12 protein-coding genes are annotated in these 15,728 nt (G+C 60.1%); 9 read left to right on the top strand and 3 right to left on the bottom strand.

Annotated features, from left to right (window positions below):
- Window positions 1-288: 288 nt before the first annotated feature.
- From V8P77_RS15700 to V8P77_RS15660, 9 genes are all read left to right on the top strand, one after another.
- Window positions 289-1,524, top strand: a complete 1,236-nt coding sequence (locus V8P77_RS15700; protein ID WP_222274282.1) for an ABC transporter substrate-binding protein — start codon at window positions 289-291, stop codon at window positions 1,522-1,524.
- Between the two features lie 180 nt (window positions 1,525-1,704).
- Window positions 1,705-2,610, top strand: a complete 906-nt coding sequence (locus tag V8P77_RS15695; protein ID WP_065280244.1) for a carbohydrate ABC transporter permease — start codon at window positions 1,705-1,707, stop codon at window positions 2,608-2,610.
- Window positions 2,603-3,547, top strand: a complete 945-nt coding sequence (locus V8P77_RS15690; RefSeq protein WP_335913269.1) for a carbohydrate ABC transporter permease — start codon at window positions 2,603-2,605, stop codon at window positions 3,545-3,547. The genes V8P77_RS15695 and V8P77_RS15690 overlap by 8 nt, the downstream gene beginning before the upstream one ends.
- A 4-nt stretch (window positions 3,548-3,551) precedes the next feature.
- A complete protein-coding gene (locus V8P77_RS15685) occupies window positions 3,552-4,643 on the top strand; it encodes an ABC transporter ATP-binding protein (RefSeq protein WP_017960807.1) in 1,092 nt (363 codons plus the stop codon).
- Window positions 4,644-4,920: 277 nt separating this feature from the next.
- Window positions 4,921-7,380, top strand: a complete 2,460-nt coding sequence (locus tag V8P77_RS15680; RefSeq protein WP_335913268.1) for a beta-mannosidase — start codon at window positions 4,921-4,923, stop codon at window positions 7,378-7,380.
- A 37-nt stretch (window positions 7,381-7,417) separates the two neighbouring features.
- Window positions 7,418-8,179 (top strand): sugar phosphate isomerase/epimerase family protein, encoded by a 762-nt coding sequence (locus tag V8P77_RS15675; RefSeq protein ID WP_335913267.1) that lies wholly within the window; start codon window positions 7,418-7,420, stop codon window positions 8,177-8,179.
- A 9-nt stretch (window positions 8,180-8,188) separates the two neighbouring features.
- The gene (locus tag V8P77_RS15670) at window positions 8,189-9,322 is read left to right on the top strand and encodes a Gfo/Idh/MocA family protein (RefSeq protein WP_335913266.1); all 1,134 of its coding nucleotides are present in this window, start codon (window positions 8,189-8,191) and stop codon (window positions 9,320-9,322) included.
- Between the two features lie 316 nt (window positions 9,323-9,638).
- Window positions 9,639-10,670, top strand: a complete 1,032-nt coding sequence (gene mgrA / locus V8P77_RS15665) for an L-glyceraldehyde 3-phosphate reductase (protein ID WP_335913265.1) — start codon at window positions 9,639-9,641, stop codon at window positions 10,668-10,670.
- A gap of 94 nt (window positions 10,671-10,764) precedes the next feature.
- Window positions 10,765-12,378, top strand: a complete 1,614-nt coding sequence (locus V8P77_RS15660) for a glycoside hydrolase family 43 protein (RefSeq protein ID WP_335913264.1) — start codon at window positions 10,765-10,767, stop codon at window positions 12,376-12,378.
- 359 nt (window positions 12,379-12,737) lie between these two features.
- Here the strand turns inward: V8P77_RS15660 and V8P77_RS15655 are convergent, their stop codons facing one another.
- The 3 genes from V8P77_RS15655 to V8P77_RS15645 are packed head-to-tail and all read right to left on the bottom strand — an operon-like array spanning window position 12,738 to window position 15,723.
- Window positions 12,738-13,481 carry an amino acid ABC transporter ATP-binding protein gene (locus tag V8P77_RS15655; protein WP_335913263.1) on the bottom strand — a complete coding sequence of 248 codons (744 nt, stop codon included), beginning with the start codon at window positions 13,479-13,481 and terminating at the stop codon, window positions 12,738-12,740.
- Window positions 13,481-14,575, bottom strand: coding sequence for an amino acid ABC transporter permease (locus V8P77_RS15650; RefSeq protein ID WP_335913262.1), 1,095 nt, complete (start codon window positions 14,573-14,575; stop codon window positions 13,481-13,483). The genes V8P77_RS15655 and V8P77_RS15650 overlap by 1 nt, the downstream gene beginning before the upstream one ends.
- Window positions 14,572-15,723, bottom strand: coding sequence for an amino acid ABC transporter permease (locus tag V8P77_RS15645; RefSeq protein ID WP_335913261.1), 1,152 nt, complete (start codon window positions 15,721-15,723; stop codon window positions 14,572-14,574). The genes V8P77_RS15650 and V8P77_RS15645 overlap by 4 nt, the downstream gene beginning before the upstream one ends.
- Window positions 15,724-15,728 lie beyond the last annotated feature (5 nt).

The following is a 15,728-nucleotide window of genomic DNA, read 5'->3' as shown; positions in this document are numbered from 1 at the left end:
GGTTGAATCGGCGATTTATGACCCGTTTTTCTGCAGTTGCGAAAAGGGTAATCGGCGGCACGAAAACATCGTTCTAAAAATATAGTTTAAATTCAATTATTTATAACAGACAACGCAGATGCGAGAGCGCTTGATCGATAATCGATTCAAGGCACGCGATGGTCGGCCTTTCAACAGCCAAAAGTAGCAACTGCGGCGCCCGCGGAAAAATTTGCAGGCAGGCAGTTGCGTGAGGAAATCGATTGATCTAAGTTTTTCCGGCAACGTTTCAGTGAGGGAGGAAAACTCATGAAAATCCGTCTAATGGCAGCCCTGCTTGCCACTTCGGTCGCGCTTCCACTGGGAGCCGCCAATGCCACCGATCTTGAAGTCACCCACTGGTGGACGTCTGGCGGCGAAGCTGCAGCCGTCGCCGAGTTGGCCAAGGCATTCGACGCCACCGGTAACCACTGGGTCGACGGCGCGATCGCCGGCTCCGGCGGCACTGCTCGCCCGATCATGATCAGCCGCATCACCGGCGGCGACCCGATGGGCGCGACCCAGTTCAACCATGGCCGGCAGGCCGAGGAACTCGTCCAGGCCGGCCTGATGCGCGACCTGACCGACGTAGCGACCGCCGAGAAGTGGAAGGACATCATTCGTCCGTCGAGCCTGCTCGATTCCTGCACGATCGACGGCAAGATCTACTGCGCTCCCGTCAACATCCACTCCTGGCAGTGGTTGTGGCTTTCGAACGCCGCCTTCAAGAAGGCCGGCGTCGAAGTTCCGAAGAACTGGGACGAGTTCGTCGCTGCGGCTCCGGCTCTCGAAAAGGCCGGCATCATTCCGCTCGCCGTCGGTGGTCAGCCGTGGCAGGCAACAGGCGCCTTCGACGTGCTGATGGTTGCGGTTGCCGGCAAGGATACCTTCAACAAGGTCTTCAAGGACAAGGATGCGGAAGTTGCAGCCGGTCCTGAAATCGCCAAGGTGTTCAAGGCCGCCGACGATGCTCGGCGTATGGCCAAAGGCAGCAACGTCCAGGATTGGAACCAGGCCACCAACCTTGTCATCACAGGCAAGGCCGGCGGCCAGATCATGGGCGACTGGGCGCAGGGCGAATTCGCGCTGGCCGGTCAGAAGGCCGGCACCGACTATACCTGCCTGCCGGGCCTCGGCGTGAACGAGATCATCTCGACCGGTGGCGACGCCTTCTACTTCCCGCTGCTGAAGGACGAAGAAAAGTCCAAGGCGCAGGCGGTGCTCGCCAAGACCCTGCTCGATCCCAAGACCCAGGTTGCCTTCAACCTGAAGAAGGGTTCGCTGCCGGTTCGCAGCGACGTCGATCTCGCTGCCGCCAACGATTGCATGAAGAAGGGTCTCGAAATCCTTCAGAAGGGCAACGTGATCCAAGGTACCGACCAGCTGCTTTCGGCCGACAGCCAGAAGCAGAAGGAAGACCTTTTCTCCGAATTCTTCGCCAATCCGTCGATGACGCCAGAAGACGCACAGAAGCGTTTCGCCGGGATCATCGCTTCTGCTGACTGATCGGCAGGCTTGCTGCCTTGCGGTCCGGCTCCCATGGGGGCCGGATCGGTCCGGACGGCCGGTGATCGTCCGGAGGGTGGCGGCGTCTCTCCGGTATCTTCAACAGGTTCGGAGATGGGGACGACAGACGGCGTCTTGCCGTTTTGTTACTGTCGCAGTTGCGATTGAGGAGAAGTGTTTATGACGGGTCAAGCGCGAGCAGGCCGGCCAAACAAGTTACTGCGCAATCTGAATGCCAAGATTGCGTCTATCCCGATGATCCTGACAGCGCTGGTGATCTTTGTCGGCGGCACGTTTTGGACGATCTTTTATTCTTTCACCAATTCCAAACTGCTTCCGCGGTTGAGCTTCGTCGGCTTCGATCAGTACGAGCGCCTATGGGCGGCACCCCGCTGGGTGACGGCGATCGAGAATCTGGCTGTCTACGGCATCCTCTCGCTGATCTTCAGCCTTGTCATCGGTTTCATGCTCGCCGCGCTGATGGACCAGAAGATCCGTTTCGAAAACACTTTCCGCACCATCTTTCTCTATCCCTTCGCGCTGTCCTTCATCGTGACGGGCCTCGTCTGGCAATGGGTTCTGAACCCTGACTTCGGCATTCAGGCGGTGGTGCGCTCTATCGGGTGGACGAGCTTCACCTTCAATCCGCTCTATACGCCTGAAATCGTCATCTACGGCATTCTGATCGCGGCGCTGTGGCAGGGAACGGGTCTCGTCATGTGCCTGATGCTTGCCGGCCTCCGCGGCATTGACGAGGACATCTGGAAAGCGGCGCGCGTGGACGGTATTCCGATGTGGAGGACCTATCTCTTCATCGTCATCCCGATGATGCGGCCGGTCTTCATCACCACGATCGTGATCATCGCCTCCGGCATCGTCAAAGTCTACGACCTCGTCGTCGCGCAGACATCGGGCGGACCGGGCATTTCCTCCGAAGTGCCGGCGAAATATGTCTACGACTACATGTTTCAGGCACAGAACCTGGGGCAGGGCTTTGCTGCCTCGACCATGATGCTCGTCACTGTCGCGATCATCATCGTTCCGTGGGCCTATCTGGAATTCGGTGGAGGGCGCAAGCGTGGCTAATATAGAAGCTCTCAACACTGTTGCTGCCGGCTTGGACGCCGTTGCGCCGAAGCTTGGCGACGGCCCCAGTGGCCCCCGGCCACGCCCGGCGCTGTCGGCGCGCAACATCATGCTCTACGGTACGCTGATCGTCGCAGCGCTTTACTATCTGCTGCCGCTCTATGTGATGGTCGTGACTTCGCTGAAGGGCATGCCGGAAATTCGTCTCGGCAACATCTTCTCGCCGCCGGTAGAGATCACTTTCGAACCCTGGGTGAAGGCCTGGGCGCAGGCCTGCACCGGCCTGAACTGTGATGGGCTATCGCGTGGGTTCTGGAACTCGGTGCGCATCACAGTGCCGTCGGTCATCATCTCGATCGCAATCGCCTCGGTGAACGGCTATGCGCTGGCCAACTGGCGCTTCAGGGGATCCGAGCTTTTCTTCTCGATCCTCATCATCGGGGCATTCATTCCCTATCAGGTGATGATCTATCCGATCGTCATTATCCTGCGCGAAATCGGCATCTACGGCACGCTGACCGGCCTCGTCATCGTCCATTCGATCTTCGGCATGCCGATCTTGACGCTGCTCTTCCGCAACTATTTCGTGTCGCTGCCGGAGGAGCTGTTCAAGGCGGCGCGTGTCGACGGGGCTGGCTTCTGGCAGATCTTCCTGCGGATCATGCTGCCGATGTCGCTGCCGATCTTCGTCGTCGCGATGATCCTGCAGGTGACCGGCATCTGGAACGACTTCCTGTTCGGCGTGGTTTTCACCCGGCCGGACACCTATCCGATGACCGTGCAGCTCAACAACATCGTCAATTCCGTCCAGGGCGTGAAGGAATACAACGTCAACATGGCGGCAACGATCCTCACCGGTCTGGTGCCGCTCATCGTCTACTTCGTGTCGGGACGGCTTTTCGTCCGCGGCATCGCCGCCGGCGCAGTGAAGGGTTGATCTCATGAATATGAATGCAAGCGTCTCCATCAAGGATCTGTCCCTGAACTTCGGCTCGGTCAGCGTGCTGAAGGATCTCAATCTCGACATTAACGACGGCGAATTCCTGGTTCTGCTCGGCTCGTCCGGCTGCGGCAAGTCGACCTTGCTGAATTGCATCGCCGGCCTGCTCGACGCCTCGGAAGGGCAGATCTTCATCAAGGGCAAGAACGTCACCTGGGAAGAGCCGAAGGACCGCGGCATCGGAATGGTGTTCCAATCCTATGCGCTCTATCCGCAGATGACCGTCGAGAAGAACCTGTCCTTCGGTCTTCGCGTCGCCAAGGTGCCGCAGGCAGAGATCGACAAGCGGGTGGCGCGTGCCTCCGAAATCCTGCAGATCCAGCCGCTGCTGAAGCGCAAGCCGGCCGAGCTTTCCGGCGGGCAGCGCCAGCGCGTGGCGATCGGCCGGGCGTTGGTGCGCGATGTCGACGTCTTCCTGTTCGACGAGCCGCTGTCCAACCTCGACGCCAAACTGCGCTCGGAGCTGCGCGTCGAGATCAAGCGGCTGCACCAGTCGCTGAAGAACACGATGATCTACGTCACCCACGACCAGATCGAGGCGCTGACGCTTGCCGACCGCATCGCCATCATGAAGAGCGGCATCATTCAGCAGCTCGATGATCCGACGACGATCTACAACCGACCGCGCAATCTATTCGTTGCCGGTTTCATCGGCTCGCCGTCGATGAATTTCCTGCACGGCGAGCTGGTCAAATCAGGCGACGGCATTGCCTTTTCGGCCAACGGCGTCATTTTCTCGCTCGCTGCCTACGACGCCAGCGAGACGCTGCAGCCCGGCCGCAAGGTGGTGCTCGGCGTTCGTCCAGAACACATCAAGGTCAACGAGAATACCGGCGGCGAAGAACATGACGCCACCGTCGACATCGAAGAGCCGATGGGTGCGGACAATCTTCTGTGGCTGAAACATGCCGGTCACACGATGTCGGTACGCGTCAACGGTGCGCGCCGCTTCAACGTCGGAGCCAAGGTGAAGCTCAGCTTCGACATGTCGGTCGCCTCGGTCTTCGATGCCGAAACGGAGGACAGGATTTGACTGGTGGGCGGCTCGGTTTGCCGCTGGTCTTGCCGCTTGCTTGCCGCAGGGCAATTAGGCCGGGGCGAATTTGGCAAGAAGGCCAACCCACCCTCCGTCATCCTCGGGCTTGACCCGAGGATCTATGCCCGTTGCTGCTGGTGGATGAGGTGTGGATCCTCGGGTCAAGCCCGAGGATGACGGAGAGTGAGGTGGACGGGAGGCCCCCTGACGACGACAGCTACCGGACGACGACCATGCGCCGTCTCTTTCAAAAACGTAAATCGGAAACGATATCGTGACGCATCGATCAACTACTCCCAACATCGACCTTTCCGGTTCGTGGCAGCTTGCCTCCGTCGACGGCGAGATCCGCACCGCGATCATGCTGCCGGGCGACGTGCACACGGCGCTTCACCGGGCAGGGCTGATCCCCGATCCCTATTTTGGCCGCAATGAGGAAAAGGTGCAGTGGGTCGCCGAGCGCGAATGGGTGGTCGAGCGCAGCTTCACGCTTCAGGAGGTCGAGGGCGACTGGTATCTCGATATCGACTATCTCGACACGGTCGCCAGCGTTCACGTCAACGGTTTCCTGGCGCTCGAAGCCGACAACAGCTTCCGCCGCTACCGGCCTGATGTCTCCAGCATGCTGAAATCAGGCGATAACAGCATCCGCATCGTCTTTGCCTCCAACATCGCTGTCGGCGCTGCGCGACAGAAGCAGCAGCCCTTTTACATCCCCTACAGCACGGGCAACTCGCCGATCCCCGACGGCAACATGCTGCGCAAGCCGCAATGCCATTTCGGCTGGGACTGGAACATTGCCATTGCGCCGCTCGGCCTCTACGGGACGATTGCGCTGAAAAAGCTCGAAACTGCGCGCATCGAACATGTCGTCACCCGCCAGTCCCACAATAACGACGGCTCGGTCGATCTCAAAGTGACGGCGACGCTGTTTTCCAAGGGGCCAGACATTGCTCAGGTTTATTTCGACCTCGATGGCGAGCGCGTGCGCCTGGATGTCGGCGTCAACGGCGAGACCCATGTCAACCATCTCTTCCATATCGACAATCCGCGCCTCTGGTGGCCCTCCGGCAGCGGCGAGCAGGCGCTCTACAGGCTTTCCGTCGAATTGCCGACGGATGAGGTGATCAAGCAGATCGGTCTTCGCACCATCGAGCTGATCACCACGCCGGATGCGGCCGGCAGCCGCTTCGCCTTCAAGGTCAACGGCCGCGAGATCTTCTGCCGCGGCGCCAACTGGATCCCGGCCGACGCGCTGTTTTCGCTGTCTTCGCCTGAGAAGACCGAAGACCTGCTGCAATCGGCCAAAGCCGCCAACATGAACATGATCCGTGTCTGGGGCGGCGGCTTCTACGAGCAGGATCATTTCTACGATCTCTGCGACCGGCTGGGCCTGATGGTCTGGCAGGACTTCATGTTCGCCTGCAACCTCTATCCCTCGACCGAGGACTTTCTCGACAATGTGACGATTGAGGTCGATTACCAGGTGCGCCGGCTCTCCTCGCATCCCTCGATCGTGCTCTGGTGCGGCGACAATGAACTGGTCGGAGCGCTCACCTGGTTCGAGGAATCGAGGAAGGACCGCGACCGCTATCTCGTTTCCTATGATCGCCTCAACCGCACGATCGAGCAGGCAGTGAAAAAGGCGCTGCCCGGCGCGCTGTGGTGGCCGTCGAGCCCGGCTTCCGGTTATCTCGATTTCGGCGATGCCTGGCATGCGGACGGGTCCGGCGACATGCATTATTGGTCGGTCTGGCACGAGAACAAGTCGTTCGACAATTACCGCTCGGTGCGTCCGCGCTTTTGCTCGGAATTCGGCTTTCAGTCCTATACGTCGCTGCCTGTGATCAAGACCTATGCCGAGGCGAAAGACATGAACGTCGCTTCCCCGGTCATGGAGTTGCACCAGAAGAATGCCGGCGGCAACGAGCGTATCGCCGGCACGATGTTCCGTTATTTCCGATTTCCCAAGGATTTTCCGAACTTCGTCTATCTCTCTCAGATCCAGCAGGGGCTGGCGATCAAGACGGCGGTGGAATACTGGCGGTCGCTCAAACCGCATTGCATGGGCACGATCTACTGGCAGCTCAACGACACCTGGCCGGTCGCCTCCTGGTCGAGCCTCGATTATGGCGGCCGCTGGAAGGCGATGCACTATCTCGTCAAGCGCTTCTTCCAGCCGGTCGCGGTCGCGGCCATTCCTTCCGACGACGGAAAGACGATCCGCTTCTCGCTGGTCAACGACACACTTGCCGATGTCAGCGTCGACCTTTCGATATCGCTGCTGACGACGAAGGGCGAGCGCCGGCACTTGAGAGACGTACAGGCCATATGTTCGCCGGATGCGGCCGTCACTGCCACGAGCATCGATGTTTCCGATATTCCCGAGGGAACGTTGCTTGCCTGGCGTTTCACCGCATCGAACGGCACGGGCGGCGAGGGGCACCATGTCAACGGTACCTACAAGGCGCTGGAGCTGGAACCTGCGGGGCTGACAGTCACCCACGAATATGTCGAGGAGAACGGCTCTGTCGACATCAACGTCACCGCTAGGGGACTTGCGCTTTTCGTGATGATCGAAACCGAGACAGACGGCAAATATTCCGACAACGCCTTCGATCTTGCGGCCGGCGAGAGCCGCCGCATCACCTTTACCCCGGCACGGCCGCTTGATCGTGGCGCGCTTCCGGAGTTCCGGTTCCACGACCTGTATTCCTGCCAGTCGGCGGATTGATCTTGCAAGAATGGGCACGAGGCCCAAGGAGAACATGATGACGAAACTCAGCTACCAGCTCTATAGCGCCCGCAACTTCCAGCCCTATTCGGCGATCTTCGAAAAGCTCGGCAAGGCTGGCTATGCCGAAGTCGAGGGCTTCGGCGGCATCTATGCCGATCTCGACGATGCCGGGCTGAAGAGCCTTCGCGCCGACCTCGACAAGAATGGCCTGGTCATGGCGACCGGCCATTTCAGCCCTGATTTTCTGGAGAAGGAAGTCGAGAAGTCGCTTGATATTGCCAAGGTTCTCGGCATGGATTCGATCTATGCGCCGCATTTGGCGGCTGACCAGCGGCCCTCCGACGCCGCAGGTTGGATCGCCTTCGGCAAGCGTCTGCAGGAGATAGCCAAGCCCTACAAGGCTGCCGGCTACGAATTCGGCTGGCACAATCATGATTTCGAATTCTTCAAGCTGCAGGACGGCTCGCGGCCGATCGAGCGTATCTTCGAAGGCGCGCCCGATATTTCCTGGGAAGCCGACATCGCCTGGGTTATCCGCGGCGGCGCCGATCCCTTCGCCTGGGTCGAGAAGCTTGGGTCCCGCATCACCGCCGTGCACGTCAAGGACATCGCGCCGGCCGGCGAAGCGAAGGACGAGGACGGCTGGGCCGATGTCGGTCGCGGCAAGGTTGAGTGGGCCAGGCTGATGACGGCGTTGCGCGCCACCAAGGCCAAGCACTACGTCGTCGAACACGATAACCCGAATGACATCGACCGCAATATCAGCCGCTCGATCGCATCATTCCAGACCTACTGAGGCTTCATCATGACCAGGGAACTTGGCGTCGGCATCATCGGATGCGGCAACATCTCCACCACTTACTTTTCGCTGGCACCGCTCTTCAAGGGGCTGAAGGTGCTGGCTTGCGCCGATATCAACGCGCAGGCGGCCGAGGCGCGCGCCAAGGAATATGGCGTCAAAGCGCAGACGATCGACGAGCTTCTCGTCAATGACGAGATCGACGTCGTCGTCAACCTGACGATCCCGGATGCGCATTTCCGGGTATCGAAGGCGATCCTCGAGGCCGGAAAACACGTCTATTCCGAAAAGCCTCTGGTGCTTTCACTGGAAGAGGGCGAGGAGCTTCGCCGCATCGCCAAACAGAAGAACCTTGCCGTCGGCTGCGCGCCCGACACGTTCCTCGGCGGCGCCCATCAGCTCGCCCGCAAGTTCATCGACGACGGCGGCATCGGCCGAGTGACCTCGGGCGCCTGCTACGTGATGAGCCCCGGCATGGAGATGTGGCATCCCAACCCGGATTTCTTCTTCCTGCCGGGCGGCGGCCCGATCCTCGATCTCGGCCCTTATTACATCGCCAACCTGATCAACCTGATCGGCCCGGTCAAACGTGTCGGCGGCATGACCTCGATGGCGTCGCCGAGCCGCACCATCACCAGCCAGCCGCGTAACGGCGAGATCATCCCGGTCAAGACGCCGACGACGATCCAGGCGCTGCTCCAATTCGTCAACGGCGCCACAGTGACGCTGACGGCGAGCTGGGACGTGTGGTCGCACCGCCATGCCAATATGGAACTCTACGGCACCGACGGCTCGCTCTACGTGCCGGATCCGAACTTCTTCGGCGGCGTGGTCGAGGCAAGCGGCCGCGACAAGGACATCAAGCCGCTCGACGCCTGGGAGCATCCATTCGGCAAGATCAATCAGGAAAGCCCGAACGGATCGCGCGCCAATTACCGCACCGCCGGCCTTGCCGACATGGCAATGTCGCTGATCGAGGGCCGCGATGCGCGCTGCTCGCTCGACCGCACGCTGCACGGCGTCGACGTCATGACCTCGATCCTGAAATCGGGCGAAGAGGGCCGTTTCATCGACCTGACCACGACCTGCACGCAACCGGCCGCGCTTGGTATCGAAGAGGCGCAAGCGCTTTTGAAGTAGAGGAACGCGCGCCTTGGGCTTGCCGTATCGGCGCGTTTGTTACAATAGTTTCGTCAACCTCGGGCCTGTCCCGCGGCTGTCCGGTTCGTGCCGATGGCTGCCCCTCACCCTAACCCTCTCCCCGTAAAAACGGGGAGAGGGGATAGTGCCAAACGCAGCGTCGAGGTTGAGGTTGAGGAAGACGGCGCGGCATATTCCTTCGCCCCGTTTACGGGAAGAAGGTGGCGGCAGCCGGATGAGGGGCAGGTGCCGGCAATCTCTTGGGCCGATAATGTCTCATGACGACATATAGCTATTTTATAAAGGAGACATTCAGATGAGCTGGCAACCAGCCGCAGACCGTTATTCGAAAATGAAATATAACCGCACGGGCCGTTCCGGCCTGAAGCTGCCGGCCGTCTCGCTCGGCCTTTGGCACAATTTCGGCGGCGACACGCCGCATGACCGCAAAATCGATATGTGCCGCACGGCCTTCGACCTCGGCATCACCCATTTCGATCTCGCCAACAATTACGGCCCGCCTCCCGGCAGCGCTGAGACCGCCTTCGGCGAAATCATGCGCACCGAATTCGTCGGGCTTCGCGACGAGCTGATCATCTCCTCCAAGGCCGGCTACGATATGTGGCCCGGCCCTTACGGCGAATGGGGCAGCCGGAAATATCTGGTCGCCTCCTGCGACCAAAGCCTGAAGCGCATGGGGCTCGACTATGTCGACATCTTCTATTCACATCGCTTCGACCCGGAAACACCACTGGAAGAGACCTGCGGCGCGCTCGATCATATCGTCCGTTCCGGCCGGGCGCTCTATGTCGGCATTTCCTCCTACAATTCGCAGCGCTCGCGCGAAGCAGCGGCGATCCTCAAGGAGCTCGGCACGCCGTGCCTGATCCACCAGCCGAGCTATTCAATGCTCAACCGCTGGGTCGAGGACGACAGGCTGCTCGATACGCTCGATGAGGTCGGCATGGGCTCGATCGTCTTTTCGCCGCTTGCCCAGGGCATGCTGTCGACGAAATATCTCGGCGGCATTCCCGAAGACAGCCGCGCGGCGCAAAACCATTTCCTGAAGAAGGACTACATCCGCCCCTCGATCATCGACAATATCCGCAAGCTCAACGAAATCGCCGAAAGGCGTGGCCAGACGCTGGCGCAGATGGCGATCGCCTGGGTATTGCGCGGCGGCCGTGTGACCTCGGCGCTGATCGGCGCCAGCCGCTCGTCGCAGATCGTGGATTGCGTCAAGGCGCTCGAGAATCTCGAATTTAGTGTCGAGGAGCTTGCTGAGATCGACGTCTATGCCCGCGAGGCCGACATCAACCTCTGGGCCAAGTCCGCCGAACGCGAATAGTCATCTCAGGCCCGGAGGCAAGTCTTCCGGGCCTCTTTCTGCTATAATCTGATGTACGTACAGCAAAGCACCGCCGGTCGGAGGAGACCCTGTCATGATCCGCAATCCCATCCTGCCCGGGTTCAATCCCGATCCGTCGATCTGCCGCGTCGGCGCGGATTATTACATCGCTACCTCGACCTTCGAGTGGTATCCGGGTGTGCAGATCCACCATTCGCGTGACCTGGTGAACTGGACGCTGGTGCGCCGGCCGCTGGAGCGGAGATCGCAGCTCGACATGCGCGGCAACCCCGATAGCTGCGGCATCTGGGCGCCGTGCCTGTCCTTTGCCGATGGGCAGTTCTGGCTGGTCTATACCGACGTCAAGCGCTACGACGGCAATTTCAAGGATGCGCCGAACTACATCGTCACGGCACCCACGATCGAGGCCGAATGGTCCGAGCCGGTCTATGTCAATTCCTCCGGCTTCGACCCTTCGCTCTTCCACGACGATGACGGCCGCAAGTGGTTCGTCAACATGCAATGGAACCACCGGACCGAAAGTTATGGCGGCTCGCCGAAGTCGCCGGCCTTCGACGGCATCCTGCTGCAGGAATGGGATCCGGCGACAAAGGCGCTGAAGGGGCCGATCAAGAACATCTTCGCCGGCAGCCCGCTCGGCCTCGTCGAAGGCCCGCATCTCTTCAAGCGCAACGGCTGGTATTATCTGACCACCGCCGAAGGCGGCACCGGCTACGACCATGCCGTCACCATGGCGCGGTCGCGTGATATCGACGGACCCTATGAGATGCATCCGAACATGCATCTCATCACCTCGAAGGATCACCCGGGCGCGGTGCTGCAGCGGGCAGGGCATGGCCAATATGTCGAGACGCCCGAGGGCGAGGCCTATCACACCCATCTCTGCGGCCGGCCGCTGCCGCCGAAGCGGCGCTGCACGTTGGGGCGCGAGACATCCTTACAGAAATGCGTCTGGCGCGACGATGACTGGCTCTATCTTGAAAACGGAACCACCGTGCCCGATGTCGATGTGCCCGGCCTCTCCGGCGCGGCGCCCGTGGAAAAGCCGATGCGCAGCGAATACAGCTTCGATGGCGGCACGCTGCCCGCCGATTTCCAATGGCTGCGCACGCCAGAGCCCGCGCGCATCTTCAACCTGACGGATCGCCCCGGCCATCTGCGCCTGATTGCGCGCGAAAGCATCGGCTCCTGGTTCGAACAGTCGCTGGTCGCTCGCCGTCAGGAACACCACAGTTTCCGTGCCGAGACCGTGGTCGAATTCTCACCCGACACCTACCAGCAGGTGGCGGGGCTGACGCATTATTACAACCGCCACAAGTTCCACGCGGTTGCCGTGACGCTGCACGAAACACTCGGCCGCTGCGTGACAATCCTCTCCTGCAACGGCGACTACCCGAACGGACGCCTGAGCTTTCCCGCCGAAAGCGGTGTGGCGATTGCCGCCGAAGGTCGTGTCCAGCTCGCCATGGAAATCCGGGAGAACGACCTGCAATTCTTCTGGCAGACCGAAGGCAAGGGCGCCTGGCAACCGATCGGCCCGGTCCTCGATGCCGGGGTGATTTCCGACGAGGGCGGACGCGGCGAACACGGCTCCTTCACCGGCGCCTTCGCCGGCGTGTTTGCCTTCGATACGTCAGGTCGGGCGAAGGCCGCGGATTTCGACTGGTTTGTTTATGACGAGCTGTGAGGGTGCCTGACCACCCGCCCTTGTCCTTCGAGGCTTCGGCCCAACGCACCTTAGGATGAGGGCCGATCGGCGTGCCATGCGGCTAGCTAGCTGATACGCGGGTGATCGATGACTTCGTAGCCCAGGTGCGGAGCGTGCTGTACGGCTGATCGTCTGTGCGGCGAAACCCGAACCGTGTTGGCTGGGCGAGGATTGTCGAACTGAGTGACGATTTTACCAAGCTTGAGCAGATTTGAGAGAGTTCTTGCTGAGCGTACCTAAGACATGTCTCCGGCACACAACGTCACCTATCTCTCAGGTCGGCAATTTTGACATCGGCGATCCCCTTGGAGCGAGAAGTTCGTTTGGCCGTGATGGCGTCAGTGCATGATGTTTGCCAAGAACCGCCTCGTGCTGTCATGCTTCGGAGCATCGAAGAACGCCTGGGGTTCATTGACCTCTATGACCTGCCCCGCTTCCATGAACACTACGCGATCTGCAACCTTCCGGGCGAAACCCATCTCATGGGTTACGACGATCATGGTCATCCCTTCTTCCGCAAGAGTGACCATGGTGTCGAGAACCTCTTTCACCATCTCCGGATCCAATGCCGAGGTTGGCTCGTCGAACAGCATGACCTTCGGTGTCATACAAAGAGCGCGAGCGATCGCGACGCGCTGCTGCTGTCCGCCTGATAGTTGACCGGGATACTTGTCGGCCTGTTCTGGAATACGGACTTTTCCCAGGAAATGCATTGCCATCTCTTCAGCCTCCCGGCGCCGTTTCCCGCGTGAAAGGATCTGAGGCAGGGCGCAATTTTCCTTCACCGTCAGGTGCGGAAAGAGGTTGAAGTGCTGGAACACCATGCCCACCTCGCGGCGGATCGCGTCGAGGTTCTTGACGCTGTCGTTAAGCGCGATGCCGTTGACGGAAATTCTGCCTTGCTGGTGCTCCTCCAGCCGATTGATGCAGCGGATGAGTGTCGATTTGCCGGAGCCCGAAGGGCCGCAAACGACGATCCGTTCTCCCGCCGCCACGCTCAAAGCGATGTTCTTCAGCACGTGGAAGTTTCCATACCACTTGTCGAGGGCGGAAACCTCGATGGCGTTAGGTCGAATTGTCATTATCGGTAGCTCCGGGACTGAACGCGGCCTTCAAGCCAGCGGGTGTAGTTCGATATGCCAAAGCAGATCAGGAAGTAGATCAAGGCGACGAACACGTAGCTTTCCACATAGGGAGCAGGCCACATAGGATCGGTGGCTGCCACACGGCTGGCGCTCAGCATGTCAAAGACGCCGACAATCAAAACGAGGCTCGTGTTCTTGACCATCACGATCGCCGTATTGGTCAACGGAGGAATGACCTTTTGGAGCGCCTGTGGGAGCACGATGTGCCACACGGCCTTCCAGCCTGGTATGCCGAGAGCCCTTGCGGCCTCCATCTGGCCGGCGGGAACCCCCTGCAGTCCGCCACGGATCACTTCCGCAAGATAAGCGGCGGCAAAGACAGTGAGTGCTGCCAAGGTGCGGCCGAGTTTGTCGAACGACCATCCGGCGGGAAGCAGCAGCGGCAGTAGAATGGATGCGACGAACAACAAACCCACTAGCGGTAGGCCACGGATCAGTTCGATCGTCAGTAGGGATAGCAAGCGCGGGATCGGCAGCGTCGAACGCCGGCCAAGGGCAAGAAAGACCGCGAAGGGAAAACCCAACCCCAGTGACAGCAGTGCGAGCAGCAGGGTGACGGGCAGCCCACCCCAGCTTGACGTCGGTACTGGCGCCATTCCAAAAGTGCCGCCCCACATCAACACAAGCATGACAGCAACCGCCAAAAGCCACGCAGCGATGAGCTTCTGTCCCCACAGTTTGGGGGAGAGAGAGGCAAGGATCATGACGAGAACGAGACCCATCACCAGCAAAGGCCGCCATTGTTCGTCCGGTGGATAGACGCCGAAGATGATGAACCGGAATTTCGCGGCGATGAAAGCCCAGCAGGCTCCACGTTGGCGGCAGGTGGAAGGGTCGTCCGTCACCCACACCGCATCCAGGACAGCCCAATTCAAAGCCGGGATCATCAAGATCAGCAGAAAGCCGGTCGTGACGGTAAGAACCGACGCAACGAGGTCGCCGAAGAAAAGCCGGAGGATCGGCTTTCGCGGTAGTTTTGGCGGAGCGGAAGGCGCTATGTGCGCAATAGGAGTCATATCGATAGCGGTCATCGTGCCTCCACCAATGCGACGCGCGCATTGTACCAGTTCATGAAGAGTGACACGGCAATGCTGATGGTCAGGAAAATGCCCAGCAGGAGCGCGATGCTTTCGATCGCCTGACCTGTCTGGTTGATCACCGTTCCGACGACCAGACCAAGTTCAGGATATCCGACCGCGAGAGCCAAGGTAGTGTTCTTGACTGTCGAGAGATACTGCGAGGTCATCGGCGGGATGATGATGCGCAGCGCTTGCGGGATGATGATCTTACTAAGCGTGTGTCGTTCCGACAGCCCGATCGCACGTCCAGCCTCCCATTGCCCAAGGGACACCGCATCAATGCCGCCGCGGATAATTTCTCCGATGAAAGCAGACGTATAGATCACCAGACCCAGCATGAGGGCTGCGAACTCGGGGGACAGTCTCAGCCCACCTGTGAAGTTGAAGCCCTTCATTTCGGGGACGCTGACAGCTGCGCCAGGCTTGAGCAGCAGTGTCAGGACCGCTGCGACGAGAGCCATCAGCGCTAACAGAGCGATGAGTGGGTGACGAAGCTCCAATCGACCCGCTGCGACCATGCGGCGACCGAGGAAGGCGGCAAGCACAGTGCTGGCCGCCACCAGGCCAATCAGGACAATCGAGATGCCATCTAACTGAATGGAGGGAATGCAGAAGCCACGTAAGGACAGGAAGACTCCGGGAAGCGGATTGTAGGCTTGTCGGGGCGCCGGCAGCATGGTCGTCGCGAGCGCGTACCAGAACAGCAAGTGGACGATCAGCGGCATGTTGCGCATCGTCGTCACGAACACGCCAGCCACGCCGGAAGCCAGCGGATGCTGAGAACGCCGCGCCAGCCCGACGATCAGACCGAGAGCGGTCGATAGAAGAATGGCGAGGATCGAGATCGCCAGTGTATTTCCCACACCCGTCACATAGGCCCAGAGGAAAGTGTCGGAGGGGTTGTATGGCAGTACACTTTCCGAAATCGGGAAGTTGGCCTGTCGCCACAGGAAGTCAAAGCCCACCCTGATCCCGCGGGCGTCGAGGTTTGTAACGGTGTTGCTGACAAGCCAGGAGAGCAGGGCGGCAAAGCCGCCCAGCAGCAGGATCTGCCCGCCCCAGCTTCGAAACCGTCTGTTGTCCAGAACAGTCGAAATCATGAGTG

The sequence above is a fragment of the Rhizobium aouanii genome (genome assembly GCF_037002925.1).
GTDB classification, from domain to species: Bacteria; Pseudomonadota; Alphaproteobacteria; order Rhizobiales; family Rhizobiaceae; genus Rhizobium; species Rhizobium aouanii.
The sequence above is the reverse complement of the archived record's forward strand: the minus strand, read 5'-3'. Positions and strand labels throughout refer to the sequence as shown.

Excerpts from the sequence above, each read along its gene's own strand:
- V8P77_RS15675 (WP_335913267.1), top strand. The coding sequence starts at position 7,418 with ATGACGAAACTCAGCTACCAGCTCTATAGCGCCCGCAACTTCCAGCCC.
- mgrA (WP_335913265.1), top strand. The coding sequence starts at position 9,639 with ATGAGCTGGCAACCAGCCGCAGACCGTTATTCGAAAATGAAATATAAC.
- V8P77_RS15695 (WP_065280244.1), top strand. The coding sequence starts at position 1,705 with ATGACGGGTCAAGCGCGAGCAGGCCGGCCAAACAAGTTACTGCGCAAT.
- V8P77_RS15670 (WP_335913266.1), top strand. The coding sequence starts at position 8,189 with ATGACCAGGGAACTTGGCGTCGGCATCATCGGATGCGGCAACATCTCC.
- V8P77_RS15645 (WP_335913261.1), bottom strand. The coding sequence starts at position 15,723 with ATGATTTCGACTGTTCTGGACAACAGACGGTTTCGAAGCTGGGGCGGG.
- V8P77_RS15700 (WP_222274282.1), top strand. The coding sequence starts at position 289 with ATGAAAATCCGTCTAATGGCAGCCCTGCTTGCCACTTCGGTCGCGCTT.
- V8P77_RS15650 (WP_335913262.1), bottom strand. The coding sequence starts at position 14,575 with ATGACCGCTATCGATATGACTCCTATTGCGCACATAGCGCCTTCCGCT.
- V8P77_RS15655 (WP_335913263.1), bottom strand. The coding sequence starts at position 13,481 with ATGACAATTCGACCTAACGCCATCGAGGTTTCCGCCCTCGACAAGTGG.
- V8P77_RS15660 (WP_335913264.1), top strand. The coding sequence starts at position 10,765 with ATGATCCGCAATCCCATCCTGCCCGGGTTCAATCCCGATCCGTCGATC.
- V8P77_RS15685 (WP_017960807.1), top strand. The coding sequence starts at position 3,552 with ATGAATATGAATGCAAGCGTCTCCATCAAGGATCTGTCCCTGAACTTC.